At 45.3% G+C, this 15,507-nt stretch carries 15 protein-coding genes; 14 read left to right on the top strand and 1 reads right to left on the bottom strand.

Annotated elements, in window-relative coordinates; translation table 11 throughout:
- Positions 1–382 precede the first annotated feature (382 nt).
- Positions 383–1,519 (bottom strand): SPRY domain-containing protein, encoded by a 1,137-nt coding sequence (locus tag DEHRE_RS14160; protein ID WP_019226907.1) that lies wholly within the window; start codon positions 1,517–1,519, stop codon positions 383–385.
- A gap of 235 nt (positions 1,520–1,754) precedes the next feature.
- On the opposite strand from DEHRE_RS14160, the gene DEHRE_RS11040 reads away from it, so the two are divergent.
- From DEHRE_RS11040 to fliF, 14 genes are all read left to right on the top strand, one after another.
- Positions 1,755–2,891, top strand: coding sequence for an IS4 family transposase (locus tag DEHRE_RS11040; protein ID WP_025205356.1), 1,137 nt, complete (start codon positions 1,755–1,757; stop codon positions 2,889–2,891).
- Between the two features lie 60 nt (positions 2,892–2,951).
- Positions 2,952–3,940, top strand: a protein-coding gene (locus DEHRE_RS11035) for an IS5 family transposase (protein ID WP_427846243.1) whose coding sequence is annotated in 2 segments (ribosomal slippage) — positions 2,952–3,291 and positions 3,291–3,940 — 990 coding nt in all. Because the reading frame shifts where the segments join, the coding sequence is not laid out codon by codon here.
- 150 nt (positions 3,941–4,090) lie between these two features.
- Positions 4,091–4,333, top strand: coding sequence for a hypothetical protein (locus DEHRE_RS14455; protein ID WP_034362554.1), 243 nt, complete (start codon positions 4,091–4,093; stop codon positions 4,331–4,333).
- 365 nt (positions 4,334–4,698) lie between these two features.
- On the top strand, positions 4,699–6,156 hold the full coding sequence (locus DEHRE_RS11030) for a flagellin N-terminal helical domain-containing protein (protein WP_025206033.1): 1,458 nt from the start codon (positions 4,699–4,701) through the stop codon (positions 6,154–6,156).
- Between the two features lie 174 nt (positions 6,157–6,330).
- Positions 6,331–6,705 carry a flagellar protein FlaG gene (locus DEHRE_RS11025; RefSeq protein WP_019226122.1) on the top strand — a complete coding sequence of 125 codons (375 nt, stop codon included), beginning with the start codon at positions 6,331–6,333 and terminating at the stop codon, positions 6,703–6,705.
- A 48-nt stretch (positions 6,706–6,753) separates the two neighbouring features.
- The gene (gene fliD / locus DEHRE_RS11020; protein WP_019226123.1) at positions 6,754–8,193 is read left to right on the top strand and encodes a flagellar filament capping protein FliD; all 1,440 of its coding nucleotides are present in this window, start codon (positions 6,754–6,756) and stop codon (positions 8,191–8,193) included.
- Between the two features lie 72 nt (positions 8,194–8,265).
- Complete coding sequence (gene fliS, locus DEHRE_RS11015) at positions 8,266–8,670, top strand: flagellar export chaperone FliS (protein ID WP_019226124.1); 405 nt, start codon at positions 8,266–8,268, stop codon at positions 8,668–8,670.
- Positions 8,671–8,672: 2 nt separating this feature from the next.
- Complete coding sequence (locus DEHRE_RS11010) at positions 8,673–9,182, top strand: hypothetical protein (protein ID WP_019226125.1); 510 nt, start codon at positions 8,673–8,675, stop codon at positions 9,180–9,182.
- A gap of 226 nt (positions 9,183–9,408) precedes the next feature.
- Positions 9,409–11,514, top strand: a complete 2,106-nt coding sequence (locus tag DEHRE_RS11005) for a chemotaxis protein CheA (RefSeq protein ID WP_019226126.1) — start codon at positions 9,409–9,411, stop codon at positions 11,512–11,514.
- Positions 11,515–11,533: 19 nt separating this feature from the next.
- Positions 11,534–11,980 carry a chemotaxis protein CheW gene (locus DEHRE_RS11000; protein WP_019226127.1) on the top strand — a complete coding sequence of 149 codons (447 nt, stop codon included), beginning with the start codon at positions 11,534–11,536 and terminating at the stop codon, positions 11,978–11,980.
- Entirely contained in the window at positions 11,964–13,079 is a 1,116-nt protein-coding gene (locus tag DEHRE_RS10995; RefSeq protein WP_019226128.1) for a protein-glutamate methylesterase/protein-glutamine glutaminase, read from the top strand. Before DEHRE_RS11000 ends, DEHRE_RS10995 begins: the two co-directional genes overlap by 17 nt.
- 6 nt (positions 13,080–13,085) lie before the next feature.
- A complete protein-coding gene (gene flgC / locus DEHRE_RS10990) occupies positions 13,086–13,568 on the top strand; it encodes a flagellar basal body rod protein FlgC (RefSeq protein WP_019226129.1) in 483 nt (160 codons plus the stop codon).
- 3 nt (positions 13,569–13,571) lie between these two features.
- Positions 13,572–13,892 (top strand): flagellar hook-basal body complex protein FliE, encoded by a 321-nt coding sequence (gene fliE / locus DEHRE_RS10985; protein WP_019226130.1) that lies wholly within the window; start codon positions 13,572–13,574, stop codon positions 13,890–13,892.
- 18 nt (positions 13,893–13,910) lie between these two features.
- The gene (fliF, locus tag DEHRE_RS10980) at positions 13,911–15,506 is read left to right on the top strand and encodes a flagellar basal-body MS-ring/collar protein FliF (RefSeq protein WP_019226131.1); all 1,596 of its coding nucleotides are present in this window, start codon (positions 13,911–13,913) and stop codon (positions 15,504–15,506) included.
- Position 15,507: the final 1 nt, after the last annotated feature.

The raw sequence follows: 15,507 nt of genomic DNA, 5'->3' as shown, positions 1-15,507 counted from the left end.
ACAATCCCCTTTCTTGTAAGGCTGTAATAATATCCTCTACTTGATACGGCTTGAGGATGTTTCGCGGATGCGGCTTGTGCAGTCGGATGTAATCATTTTCTCCGTTGGAGAAAGCGACTCTTGAACCGCCTGTTTATATTATATTCAATCCTCAAAAAATGCAACTATTTTTAGTTACATTAAGGAATATTTTTACCCGCTCAACTCGGGTGTGATGCGCCGTTTATGGTTAAGCAACGAACACACCCCATTCACGCAATGTAACTACGCGTTTGTCGTTGAGGTACGAAAAGCGGGGTGTTTTTAATGCTCGCAGTTAATTATTCCCCGTTTTGAATAAATAACTAAGCCCGAGGATCAATCTCCCCGGGCTTTGCTGATTTTATTGTTCTTGCTCCTGATATTCCATGACCTCAAAATTCATGATCTTGTCAAATACTAGGTAGTCTTTCCGGCTTTGGAAGGGACCAAGGTTAAAGTTTTTATTCATGATATAATAATTTCTTCCGGTCCCTTCAGTTCGTCCATCATACCAGTTAATGAAATCATTTACCTGGGTCATGGTTAAGTCATATTCCTTTTCTGTTCCGTTTATCATGGTAACTACGAGTAAAGCTCTTCCAGTAACAACTTCTAACGGCGTTGCTGATGCTTCATCCGAATTTGAACTTTCCTCGGCACTATTTACAGCTGTGACGACATAATAGTAGGTTGTTCCGTTTATTACTGACGTGTCAATATACGAGTTTGTTGTCGAAGTTCCTACTGTTGTATATGGACCTCCGATTACAGTTGCCCTTTTAACATTGTAACTAGTAGCACCAGAATCAGCGGTCCAACTTAAAGAGATTTGGGAATTACCAGAAGTAGCTGTTAAATTACTTGGTGCATTAGGCAAAACAGATAGGTTATACGCTAGATAGCCACTAGGGGGAGTAAACGTAAATGGAGTTGCTCCAAAATTAAATGTTACAGAGGTAGCATTTGTTGCTGAAACAAAAAACGGATAAACAGCCCCGAGTGAAGATATATCACTACACAATGTACCAAGCAAGTTTCCATTTTTATATATTTCTAAAGTTCCTTCGTCCATATCCAAAGCTAATCCAATTGTATTGCCGACAGCTAAATATCCACCTCCTAAATCTTCTGTTTTAATGCTTGGATATCCCGAATCATCTCCATAATAAACTCGGCTATTTTGTTCTTGCCAAGACCAACTAGAAACACTTGCTGAACTATTAGCTATTCCAATCCCTGTATTCGTTGGACCTGAAACTGATGTAACTTCCCAATACCATTTTCCATTAGTAACACTTTTTGTAGCTCTGACGCCTTGATTGTAATTAGTATCCCCTTCATAAACAGTTAGATTACCGTTACTTAAAGCTACCCCACCACCTTTATCTGAAGGATTAAGTGTTACTTCAGTTGTGGCAAAACAGCAGGGACAACTGTAACCAGCAACATGATCGCCATTAACAGAATTGATAACATTTTTACTTTTTTCTGATATCATACTTTTATTTCCTCCTCTTTAAATAATTGTTTATTTATACAAAATATAACATAAATAATACCTACATTATAAGTCTTATAATTATTTTTCATTAACTCAACTTTCCCACCCTGTCGGGTAGGTTGAAACCTTGAAAGTCTTTGAAAGTATGGTTAAATACAACAAGGAAACCACCAAATCTGGTATAATGAGAATAACCACAAACCCAATAATACCAGTACTTTGGAGGTTTCCTATGACCAGTATTATACCAGATTTGACGAGTAACGAAAATGCTGTTTCCTCACGAATCGATCAATATTTTATCCAGAATTCATTTTCCAAGCTCCTTAAACGTTGCAATTTTTATAAAGAATCAGGAATTCCGTGTGTGACTATTTTAAAAGAACTTTTCACCCTTGTTTTTACCGGAAAGAATCTCTTTAGAACACTTGAAATGAAACCCGAAGAATTATCTTTCCGTAAAAATACAGCCTATCGCTTCTTAAACTCCGGTCATTATAATTGGTCAAAACTCCTGTTGTTACTAGCATCTAAGGTCATTGATTTTGTTAATGGTTTGACCAGTGATGATCGGAAATCGGTACTCATTGTTGATGATTCTCTTTACAGCAGAAGTCGAAGTAAGAAAGTTGAACTGATGACTCGGGTCTTTGACCACACAACCCATAAATTTGTGAAAGGCTTTCGAATGCTGACTTTGGGCTGGTCCGATGGAAACACATTTCTGCCTATTGGTTTTTCACTCTTAAGTTCCCAGAAACCGGAGAAGATCTTGAATCCGGCCAAGCCTTTGGATAAGCGAACGATTGCTTACAAAAGAAGAACCGAGGCGATGGGGAGTACAACCGATGCTTTGATTAATCTTCTCCACTGTGCTGCTCATATTCCAGCTAAGTACGTTCTTTTTGACAGCTGGTTTGCCCATCCTAAGACGATCTTAAGGGTCAAACAAGAAAAGCGCGATGTTATTTGCATGTTGAAGATTACAGAGAAAATTCATTACCACTATAACGGAAAATGGCAGCCCCTTCAGGAACTTCGTAAATTGGCAGGTGATATTGCTGATGCTAAAACAGGGATCATCGGTTCAATAACAGTTCAAATACGTGAGACCAAAAATATTCAAGACTTAACCGATGTGAAAATTGTTTTTGTTCAGGACAGGCGATCGAAAAACTGGCTGGCCCTCCTGAGTACGGACTTGGAGCTATCTGAAGAAGAAATTGTCCGTATTTACGGCAAACGCTGGGACATAGAAGTTTTCTTCAAAGTATGCAAGTCGTATTTGGCTCTGGCTAAAGAATACCAAGGACGAAACTATGATGCTCAGGTAGCCGCAACATCCATCGTATTTCTAAGGAAACACTGATTAAATCGCCCCCCGGACAAAAAATGGTAAAATTAAAGAAAACAGTAACAGGTGGTAAAAATGGGGCAACAAACCTTTTCGGATATAGAATACTCAAACCGACGGAAGAAAACGAAACGAGAAGAATTTCTTGAAATAATGAACGAGATCATCCCCTGGGACGAATGGGTGGCGCTTATACAGCCGCACTATTTTGACGGTAAGCGCGGTCGTCCACCGCTCGGGATTGGAAAAATGCTGAGAATGTATCTGCTGCAGATATGGTTTAGCCTTTCTGACGAAGGTGTAGAGGATGCCATTTACGACAGTTACGCCATGCGAAAATTTATGGGAATAGACTTCATACATGAGCAGGCGCCGGATGCGACCACCCTGCTCAAATTCCGTCATTTGATTGAGGAAAGCGGCTTAGGGAAGGCATTCTTGAGGCGATCAACCGTTGTTTGGAACAGTGCGGACATATCATGAAAGGTGGAACCATTGTTGACGCCACACTGATCAGCGCGCCATCCTCAACGAAGAACGCAAGCGGTAGCCGCGATCCGGAGATGCACCAAACAAAGAAGGGTAATCAGTGGTATTTCGGCATGAAATGCCATATCGGTGTGGACGCAGGGACCGGTTATATTCATGGTATAGCGGCAACAGGCGCAAATGTGCATGACATAGCCGAAGCGTCAAAGCTAATGAGGCCGGAAGACGAGGTTTTCTACGGTGACGCCGGATATTTGGGACTAAATAAACGACCGGAAATCACAGAGGACCCTCACAAATCACAAATTGATTACCGTATCGCTGAGCGTCCCGGAAAGAAACGCAGCATGGACAATGGCCCTGCACGGGATTTTTATTGCCATATAGAGTTTCGGGAAGCGTCTGTCCGAGCCAAAGTGGAGCACGCCTTTCATATCATTAAGAACATATTTGGCTTCAAAAAGGTTTGTTATAGAGGAATTGCCAAGAATCTGAATAGACTGTATATGCTGGCCGCCAGCGCAAACCTGCTGATGTGCGCCCGAAGCGGCGGCTGGCGAAGCCAATGCGCGTAATCCGGGGATAAGTACGCCTTTTTTCGAGAATTACTCGGAAAAGGCAGCTGAAATCGGCGGCGATAGGGCCGCTAACTTGGGATTATCCCACTTTATTATTTATTGGGATGATAAAAAACGTTATTAATCAGTGGTTCCCTAAGATACATTATGTTAGCAGTTGAAAGCAGAAATACTCAGGATGATAGGACAATTGGAGAACTATTTTACTATTACAGTGATGAAATGGAAGATCTCAAACTTTCTCAAGCATTAGTATTGTTAATCGACACTCTCAGGCGTGTTCTAAGCAATTTTCCTGTCATAAGCCAGGAATTAGCCAATATGATTATGGATACTTTTCTTAGCACTATTCCACGGTCTTTCAAAGAACGATTGTTGTTTGCAACCTGATGTGTCAGAAAAATCATGGCTTTAACCATTATTTAATGGTGGGAAAGTTGAGTCATTAATTATATAATTTAGGATTGTAAAATCATTTATAGTCTAGGAATTTGGGCTTTTCTTAATATATAAATCAATTTTTGAGCATTCTTAAACAAAATGCATACCTAAGATAATTTGCTAAAAAACAAAGCAATAAAGCGAAATCAAGAGATAATTGTGAATAAGTCCTATATTTTGATCGAATATGCTTGTAAAGAAGCAAAAGACTTATTCCGATAAGATAACTGAAATGGTTTCCGGACCGGCCTGGAAACAAAATCAGGAACGTTCTGCAAGGATGCGGAACGAATAAAATTCATGGAGGGATAATCATGATCGTTAATACCAACATTTTGAGCTTAAATGCTCAGCGCAGTCTGTATAGTACCCAGAATACTATGCAGAAATCTCTGGAGAAACTCTCCTCAGGTTACAGAATCAACAAGGCTGCCGATGATGCAGCAGGTCTGGCCATTACTGAGAAAATGACCGGACAGATCAACGGTTTGAACAAAGCCATCAGCAACGCTTCCAGTGCAATTTCCTTAGTGCAGACTGCTGAAGGTGCCTTGAGCGAATCCCACAGCATTCTGCAAAGAATGAGAGAACTGGCTGTTCAGTCCGCGTCTGATACCAACACAGCAAGTGACCGTGTCAAACTTCAGGCTGAAGTTGACCAGCTTGCCGGGGAACTCACCCGTATTACCAATACTACTGAATTCAACACCCAGAACCTGTTGGCCGGTGGACTGAGTGACACCTTCCATGTCGGTGCTAACGCCGGACAGAGTGTAAGCCTCTCAATTGGTGCGATGGATGCATTTTCATTAGGGGTATCGACCTCAAGAGCACAACTGGGCTTGTATGGTGCCGGTGCAACAACATTAGCAGCTGGGAGTATTGAAGCTAGCTCTTTAGGCAGAGGACTAAGTGCCCAGACATATAAAATTGTAGTAAACAATACTGCTGCTTCAACTGCTGAAATAGCCGACGGTATTACAGGAGGCGTGAGTATTACAGCTGGCACATATAATGGAGACAGAAATGAAAATTTGATGATCAAAGTTGACGCTGTCGCAGCTGGTGATGTTACAGCAGCAAGTTATTCACTCGACGGTGGGACTACTTGGACGGGCGCAACGGTTGCTGCCAATGCATTTGCTTATAAAGGTGCAACTTTCACATTTGGAAACAATGCCGGTAATGCTGTAGGTCAGACCGCCCAATATACCCTAACCGCAGCCAACGATTCAATCCAGTTGCAAGATGCCGCTGGAACTAATATTGGAGCTGCTGTTACCGTCTACAACGATATGAGCTCTGTTACCGTTGGGGATGCTGCATCCAGCAGAACAATGAAAATTAATTCTGCAAGCTTAGGTAGTTTAACTGATGGAACTGCTACGCAGGTCGTAACGATGCTGTCATCTTCCGCTGCTACATTTAATACTGACAAAACGATACTGGCGCAGGCCGTAACTGTAGCAGGTGCGGATATCTCCACCCAAGCAGCTGCCAACACGGCGATTACAACCATCAACAACGCTCTGGAAAGTGTTTCAGCACAGCGTTCCACCCTTGGTGCTATGCAGAACCGTCTGGAACACACCATCAACAACCTGCAGGCTGCTTCTGAGAACCTGACTGCTTCCAGATCGACTATTAAAGACGTCGATATGGCTCAGGAAATGTCCAGCTTCACCAAGAGCCAGATCCTGAGTCAGGCCGGTGTTGCGATGCTGGCCCAGGCTAACCAGGTACCGCAGGCTGTTCTGAAACTCTTGGGTTGATACTTTAGACTTTTTCGCCCGAAGTTTGCCGGTTTTAAACTTTGTGTGAACTTAAAAACCGGTCGGCTTCTGCCGGCCGGTTCTTCAGTATAAGGGACAAATGGAAAGATATTTGCTTAAGGCAAATCGAATAGATTTCAAAGAGAACGAAAATAAGAAAGGGAGGCGATCGAGGTGGTTTCGCCGATCCAACCTGTTGCCAACCAGCTGCCCGTAATACCTGCAGACACTTTTTCCGGACAGAAGCTCCAGCGGGGTAATGATGAGCTGCCCCAGTTTGTCGTTGACAAGAAAGACAATGCTTCGTCCGCTAAGGAAGATGCGCCGAGAGAAGAAGTGGAACAAGCTGCGGAAAAAATGAACCGGCTCCTGGGTCTGGTCAATAAAAGAATGAAATTTGAAATTCATGAACAGTCCAACCGGGTGATGGTTAAGATCATCGATGAAGACAGCGGCGAGGTTTTAAATGAAATTCCGTCAAAAAAGCTTTTAGATATGCTGAGTTCCTTGGATAATTTTGTAGGATTATTGGTTGATAAAAAGGTCTAACATACCGGAATGGTATTCGGCATGTGCAGCCCGTAGGGGGGATTGAAAATGTCTGTAAATTTGCCCGGTTTATCCGGATATGATTTTTCTTCCATTGTCAGTACGATGGTAACCAGCTACAGCCAGCCGTTAACCACGATGCAGGAACGGAAGACGTCACTGGAAACGAAACAGAGTGCCTGGCAGGATGTCAATACAAGATTATCCAGTCTCGAAAATACGCTGACCAAGTTGCAGTCGGCTGCTACTTGGAGTTCGACTTCGGCTTCTTCCAGTGATACTTCTTTGCTGACTGCTTCCGGGGCTTCCGGAGCGGTTCAGGGGACATACAGCATCAAAGTGATTCAGGCAGCAGTAGCCCAAACAGCCGTCAGTGAGGTTCAGACCGTAATGGATACCACTTCTGCAACTTCTTTGGGTGCAGGGAGTTTTAAGATCACCGTCGGTGAAAAGACGGCAGATATCAATGTGGCCGCCGGGGAAAGCCTGAAAGATCTTGCGGATGCCATCAATAATGCCCAGGTGGGTGTCAGCGCATCGGTCATTCAGGTCGAAGGCGGTTACCGTTTGGCGGTCATGTCCAAGCAGACCGGGGAGGAAAATGCGGCATCCTTCTCTGAAGTCAGTGGGACGGTGCTGCATCAGCTTGGAATTCTCAAGGCGGACGATAGCCTGAATGTCAGTCAGGAAGCCAAAGATGCCCAGCTGACGATTAACGGAATTTCCAATATTAAGAGTGCCAGTAATACCGTTACGTCGGCTATTCCCGGGGTCACGCTGAACATCAACAGTGAAGATCCCGATACGACAGTGACAGTGAAGGTAACAGCAAGCTATTCAGAGGCCGAAGCAGCGGTCAAGTCTTTTGTCGATCAGTATAACTCTGTGATGAATTTTATTGATACCAAGGTATCTTTTAATGATACAACAAAGAGCAAAGGGGATCTGTATGCGGATCCGGCCTTGCAGGCAATTCAAAGCAGGCTGAGGCAGATGGTTTCCAATGGGGTTAACAACCCGACCGGCCCGTATAAAGTCCTGTCTGATATTGGCATCTCGACTTCGGCGGACAATTATGGTAAAAGTGCCGCCTTGACATTTGACACGGCAAAATTTAACACGGCCATGAAGGAAAATGCCAACAGTGTCGCCAACTTGTTTGGGGCCCCGGCAGGAGCGGTAACGCCCGTGGATGCGTCAACCGCCTCTCAGCAGGCCGAGGGTCTTGCCAATATCATGGAGGAGTATCTCCATCCGTTGATCATGTATGGCGGCACGATGGATAAGACGAAGAGCACGTATGATGATCAGATTAAAGATATCAAAACACAAATTACAGATTTTACAGCGAAAATCGCCGACTACCAGGAAAAAACCCGGCTGAAATTCTCCAAGCTGGAAACGCAGCTGGCTGGGATCAGCAGTCAGAGCGACTGGCTGACGTCAATGGTGAAATCGATGTCGACAAGCAGTAACAGTGACAAATAAGCTTACAGATTTTGTGCTTTTACGGCAGTAGCACAGCGTATGACTGCATCATTAACAAGGGAGAGTGGCATCATGAGCAACATGCAACCAAATGTTTTCAGCAATCCTCAGACGGCCTATAGGCAGGCAGCGGTGGAAACAGCTTCACCGGATAAACTTTTAATTATGCTCTATACGGGTGCGATCAAGTTCCTGCGTTTAGCGGAGAAGGCGCTTGAAGAGAACAGATACGAAGAAGCGAACAACAGCTTGGTTCGTGTTGGCGATATCATTAATGAGCTTAATACAACCCTTGATATGGAGGCCGGCGGAGAGATTGCCGTCAACCTCAGATCGTTGTATGATTTCTATTATGGTGAAGTCGTCAAAGCGAATATCAAAAAAGATCCTGACTATTTGCGGCCGGTGATTGAATTCTTCGAAGCTTTCAGGGATATGTGGATAGAAACTGCCAGGATCGTCCGTATGGGGGCATAAGTATGTTGGAAAAACTGGTCAAGGATCTGACTGAATTATATACGGAGGATTTTTTGGATTACCAGGAGCTCCTGGGGAAAATGAATACTTTCAGGAGCTTTCTGGATAATATGGAGATGAAAGAAAGGTTAGATGAACGCCTTGAACAGGCGTTATCCGCTTTTTCCGCTTACCGGGATGAATCCTTCGTTCGTTTCCGGGAAAGAGCGGTAAAGTCCCAGACGATTCAAGAAAAGATCTGCTCCGAGACTGGAAATGGTACTTTTGGACTATTGGCTTTACAGCCTCGTATAAGTAAACTAAGCTATGAAGCACTGCTTGCGGCAGGGCAAAGTTTGCAGAGGCATAGGCAGGAGGTCTTGGAACTGGACAGGATCATTATACCGAGATTACAAATGGAGCTGGAAGCTGTTAAACTGGAACTTCACCGGTTTCAAAACGTTCTGACAACACGCAATGCGTATCATCAAAAAGGAACGGCAGAAGCAAGATTCATTAATAAATTAAAATAGATGCCAATCCCCAAAAAAATTCCTGCCAAGGAATTTTTTAATTTGTCGTTTCCCAAATGATTCATTACAATTTTCAACAAAAAATTTAAGGAAAAATTGTGCATAATTCAGTCATTTAAGAGGATTTCCATAAGAAATGGCGAATTTTGTTTTTTGACATACTTTATAACAGATGCCTGCTTTTTATCGTTTTGGTTTATAAGGAATAATAATGGAGGCGTGAATTATGAGTCAGGCTGATAAAAAAAATATGGGGATTGATCTTGATGACTTTCTGGAGTTCTACTTACTCGATTCTCAGGAGCAAATAGAAAAGCTTGGCTCCGGCCTGCTGGAATTAGAAAGAGACGGCGAAAATATTTCGCTGGTTAATGATCTTTTCCGAAGTGCGCATAGTTTAAAAGGCGCCTCGGGAACGATGGGATTTACCCCGATCGTCGAATTAACGCATGCCGCGGAAGATCTGCTCGATAAACTGAGACAGGGAAAAATGCTGGTAACCAATGAGATTATTGATGTGCTGCTGGCGGTAACCGATAAAGTAAAAATGATGTTGGCGCAGGTCGGGCAGCGTTTAGCTATTTCAGTCGATTATGGGGATCTGACCTCTCAGATGAAGACCATCACCGAGACCGGAGCCCTGGCGCAAGAAAGCAAGCCGTTCGCCGGAAAAAATCAGGCAGAAGAAAAGGAAGACAAGCCCGGGGTTGCCTTCGCTCTGTCACCGGAGGAAACCGGGACGGTCAGAGAAGCGGCATTTGCCAGCAAGTCTGTTTATCGGCTGAACGTGGTACTTGAACCGAATACCATGATGAAAGCGGTAAGGGCGGTCATGACTATTCAAAGGCTGGAGCTGCTCGGCAATGTTGTGAAGATCATCCCTTCAATTGATGAGCTTGAAGTTAGTGATGCACTGGAGTTCAATATGCTGTTTGTGACCAATGAATCGCAGGAAGACATCCGGGCTGACATTCTAGAAATATCCGAAATTTTCGACGTCCGGGTCATGAATTACACATTGCCGGAATCAGATGTAAATCCTATCAGGACAGAGAAGAATGTCGAAGAACCCGCTTCCATGAGCCGTTCAAAACAAGCGAATCAGCCTGTTGAACAAAACAATGAACAGCCGCAGAAAGATGTTAATCAGGTGCATACGATCCGTGTGGACACAGCCAGAATGGATAACCTGATTAATCTTGTCGGAGAAATGGTGATTACCAGAACCAGACTGGTGAAAATCGGTCAGGACCTGCAGACGGAAAACCAGTCCGATCCGCTTGTTTCAAACCTTAATGAAGCAAATGTCTACCTTGGGCGTTTGATGAATGATCTTCAGGAAAGTGTCATGAGGCTGCGTATGGTGCCGATTGGCACGATATTCAGCCGTTATCCGCGTCTTGTCCGGGATTTTTGCCGGAAGACCGGTAAAAGGATCGAACTTGTTATTCACGGTGAAGAAACAGAACTGGACAAGATCGTCATCGAAATGATCGGTGACCCGTTGACACATATTATCCGCAACTCGGTTGACCACGGCATAGAGCCGCCAGAAGAAAGGCTCACAGTCGGAAAGCCTGAAGCAGGAACGATTACCCTTGATGCCTACCATGAAGGAAACCATATTGCCATCATCGTCTCGGATGACGGCGCCGGACTTAACCTCGATAAAATCTACAAAAAAGCTGTAGAAAAAGGCCTGATCAGTGAAAGGGAAGGCTTATCTGAAAACGATATTGCCAATCTTATTTTTCTGCCCGGATTCAGCACCGCCGATCAAATAACGGATATCTCCGGACGCGGTGTCGGTATGGACGTTGTGAAAAAAGCCATTACGAATTTAGGCGGCATCGTTGATATCAAGACAAGTAGGGGTGCCGGAACGTCGATGATTATCCGGCTGCCGCTGACGCTGGCTATTATTCAGGCGCTGCTCGTTGAAGTGGGTAATGAGACCTATGCAGTACCCTTGTCTTCCGTGGTTGAGACGCTTCTTGTCAACAAGTGTGATATTAAGAGTGTCGGAAGCTTGCCGATGGTTCAGCTCAGGGGCAATACCCTGCCGCTGATTTCTTTAAAACAGAAATTTGATTTACCCGAAAGTGCAGCCATCCATGATGAAGTCTATGTCGTTGTGGTTGGTTTGGGCGATAAAACCGTAGGACTTATCGTCGATGAACTACAGGGCCAACAGGAGGTTGTCATCAAGTCTCTGGGAGATTATCTGAACGGTTTACCGGGGATTGCAGGGGCAACCATTCTCGGAGACGGCAAAGTAACATTGATTTTGGACATCGGATCTCTTCTACAGGATATTTTAATCAAGCATTAAGAAAGGCGGTACTCTAATTATGGCGGAAGAACAAATGGTTACTTTTTCGTTAGGTTCGGAAGAATTTGGAGTGGATATTATGAAGGTCCAGGAAATCATCCGGATCCCTCCTATTACCAGAGTACCAAAGGCCCGCAGCTATATTGAGGGTGTCATCAATTTGCGCGGAAACGTCATTCCGATTGTTAATCTCAGGTCCCGGTTTGGTATGCTTGCCGCGGAAGAAACCGATTTAAGCAGGATCGTTGTTCTGCAAATTGACGGCAGGGTGTTTGGCATTCGGGTTGACAGCGTGACAGAAGTGCTGTGGCTGGACAGTGAAGCGATAGAACCGCCCCCGCCGATAGCACTTGGCATGGATTCAAATTACATCCGCGGAGTTGGCAAGATAGGTGAAAGACTGCTCATCCTCCTGAAGCTGGATCAACTGATAAGTGGAGATGGTATGAATGAACAAATTGCTTAAGCCGATCAAGGTCCTGGTTGTCGATGATTCACCTTTCATCAGGATGTCTTTGAAAAAAATATTGAGCAGTGATCCGGCTATTCAAGTCGTGGATACTGCACAGGATGGAAAAGAAGGGATATTGAAGCTTCAAGCCCTAAAACCGGATGTTGTGACCATGGATGTAGAGATGCCGGTGATGAACGGATTGGAAGCGCTGGAAGAGATCATGCGCTGGCAGCCGACACCGGTCATTGTGTTAAGTTCCGTAACAACTGACGGCACCAAGATGACGATGAAAGCATTTGACCTTGGTGCTGTTGAGGTTGTCGCGAAGCCTTCAGGCAGAGAGGGAGATGATCTCGCAGTCCTGGCTGAAGAGATTATCTTGAAGATCAAAAGTGTTGCCGGTGTAGATCCTACGCGTTTGAACAAAAAAAGTATGGGGTCTGCGCCACCGCTTGTTAGACAGCAGATGCAGCCAACTCCCGGATTGGGAAAACAGGATGCAGGCAAGCCGGTCGTTAACGTTCCCGGCCGCAAAATAGAAATTGTGGCGATCGGTACTTCGACGGGCGGACCAAGCGCTCTGCAGAATGTTCTGAGCAAGCTGCCCCGAAATTTTCCGGTTCCCGTAATTGTCGCCCAGCATATGCCGGCTGGATTTACAGCCTCCCTGGCTTCCAGGCTGAACAGCATCTGTGAGGTTGCAGTGAAGGAAGTTGAGCACGGCGAGCTGCTGAAAGCAGGTACGGTTTATATCGGACAGGCCGGAAAACAGTTTCAGGTGACAAGAAACAGCAGCGGGCTTATCGCGAATGTCACTGTAGAATCACCGATTGCCACTCTTTACAAGCCGTCTGTCGATGTAATGTTTCTGTCCCTGGCCAAAGAAGCCGGAGCCGGTGTCATGGGAGTCGTGATGACAGGGATGGGGAGCGATGGTCTGGCCGGCATGAAGTCCTTGAAGGCAGAAGGGGCTTATGCGATTGCCGAATCTGAGAAAACCTGTATTATTTACGGCATGCCCCGTGCCATTATTGAAGCGAAACTCGCGGATAGAGTTGTAATGCTTCCCGATATCGGGAATACAATCGTCGAATGTGTGAAAAGGAGGTAGTAAAATATGGGTCTGTTTACCGGTATGAATATCAGCGCGTCGGGTCTCACTGCTCAGAAGCTGAGGCTTGACCTGATTTCTAACAATATTGCCAATATCAATACAACCAATACGGGACAAACAACCGCGGCCGGTAACCCCATTCCTTATCAGCGTGAAGTCGCCGTCTTTTCCTCTCGCCCATCGGAGAAGGATTTTGCAGGTGTATTTAAGGATGCCCGCACCAGCTTAAGCGGTGAAGGAGTTCAGGTCACCGCTGTTATTCAGGATGACAATGAATTCAGGCTGGAATATGATCCGGATAACCCGGATGCGGCCCAAACAGCCGAAGATGGAATCCCGGTCGGCTATGTGCGCTATCCGAATGTGACGCTTGTAGCGGAAATGGTTGACATGATTTCGGCTAACAGGTCTTATGAAGCGAATGTAACCGCCTTGAACGCCAGTAAATCGATGGCTTCCACAGCTCTGGAAATTGGAAAGGGGTAATCTATGAGTAATGCGCTGGGTCCTTTGACGACGATTGTTCCGCTTTCTCCTTTGGATAACACAGGCACTTCCCAAACATCCAAAGCGAACGACGCCAATGGTGCCACTGGTTTTTCTTCTTTTCTGAGTGACGCGCTCAATAAGCTTGAACGTACGCAGGCGGAGGCTGAACAGGCTGCGGCAGATCTGGCCACGGGCCAAGTCGATGATTTCCATACGCCGGTCATTGCCATGGAAAAAGCCAGCCTGACTTTAGGTCTAGCTGTTACCGTACGTAATAAAGTTATAGATGCTTATAATCAGATCATGCAGATGCAAATCTAATTCTAGGGGGAAAGGTAGTTGAATTTTTCCTTAACTGAAATACGGAATGCTGTGCGTAATTTTTGGGAAAAACTGACCAACCCGCAAAGGATCATTCTTGTGGCCGCACCGGTTATTGTTGCGACTGCTTTGATTACACTTATCTTTTGGGCAAGCCGTCCCGAGTATACCGTTCTGTTTTCCGGTTTGGAAACCGAGGAAGCCGGAGCGATCACGGAGGCGCTGAAAGGATTAAAGATCCAATATCAATTGGCGGATGGGGGTTCAACTATCGAGGTTCCTCAAAAGGATGCTGCAGAAGTCCGGCTGCAGCTGGCCAATGAAGGCCTTCCCAGTGAAAGTACCTTTAGTTTTGATTACCTGAATCAAATGAGAATCGGTGAAACTGACGAGGACCGTAAACTGAGGTACGTATTGGGGCTGCAGACAGAACTTGAACAAACGATCGGAACGCTTGACGGTGTGGAATATGCAAGGGTTCATATTGTTATGCCTAAAGACTCGCTGTTTACCGAGCAGCAGGAAGTGACAACCGCTGCTGTAACGATTAAACGAAAATACGGAAAGGAAATGTCGGAAAATCAGGTAAGGGCAATCGCAAATCTTTTATCCTATTCGGTTGAAGGTCTTAGCATAGATAAGGTAACGATTGTCGATACGAACGGCAATGTCTTGTCCGATGCTCTCGGGAGCAGTACTTCCCCGCAAAAATTATCTGCGACCCAGCTTCAGGTTCAGCAAACGTATGAAAACGACATCCAGAATTCCGTGCAAACGATGCTGGATAAAGTGTTTGGGACGGGTACCACCATCGTCAGAGCGAACGCCACCATTGACTTTGATCAAAAAAAGATTACCAGTCAGAAAAATGAAACCGGGGCTGTTACCAGCCGTCAGGAAGTCACGGAGAAAAGCAGCAGTACTTCTGCCAACGGGGGTGTTGCCGGCACGGAAACCAATGTGCCCGGATATCCGGTTACCGGCCAAAACGGCACGACCTCAACTTCGGAGAAAAATAGTCTGACGGAAAATTTCCAACCAAGCGTGACGCAGGAAGAAACGGTCGTAACTCCGGGGCAGATCAAAAGGCTGACCGTATCTGTTCTGGCGGATTCGGACAGCGTGACGGATGAACAGCTTGATAATGTTAAGAATATTGTTTCTTCTGCGGTCGGCTATAATCAGGATCGCGGTGATGTGATTGAGGCGGCCAGACTGCCTTTTGAAAAGACGACGGCGCTTGAAGAACAGGCAGCGATAGAAAATGCCGTCCGCAAGGCCCAAATTCTGCAATATGCGGAAATTGGCGGAGGTGTGTTGCTGGCAATTGTTCTTTTGCTTGCATTCTTAAGGTCTAGAAGGAAACAATCGGCGCTCAAGTCGATGGATATAGCGGATGGATCGAGATTTGTCACGCTGCAGGAAGCTGAACAGATCCTGGCGTCGCAGATTGAGGCTGAACGGCAGGCCGATTTGAAACTTGCTCGGAAGAAAGCCAAAACGACAGAAGAGATTGAAAAAGAGAAGATTCGTCAAGAAGTCGAAAAATTTACGGTGGAAAATCCGGATGATGTGGCAAGATTAGTCAAAACCTGGCTGACTGAGGAGCAATAAA

Source organism: Dehalobacter restrictus DSM 9455 (assembly GCF_000512895.1).
GTDB lineage: Bacteria > Bacillota > Desulfitobacteriia > Desulfitobacteriales > Syntrophobotulaceae > Dehalobacter > Dehalobacter restrictus.
The sequence above is the reverse complement of the archived record's forward strand: the minus strand, read 5'-3'. Positions and strand labels throughout refer to the sequence as shown.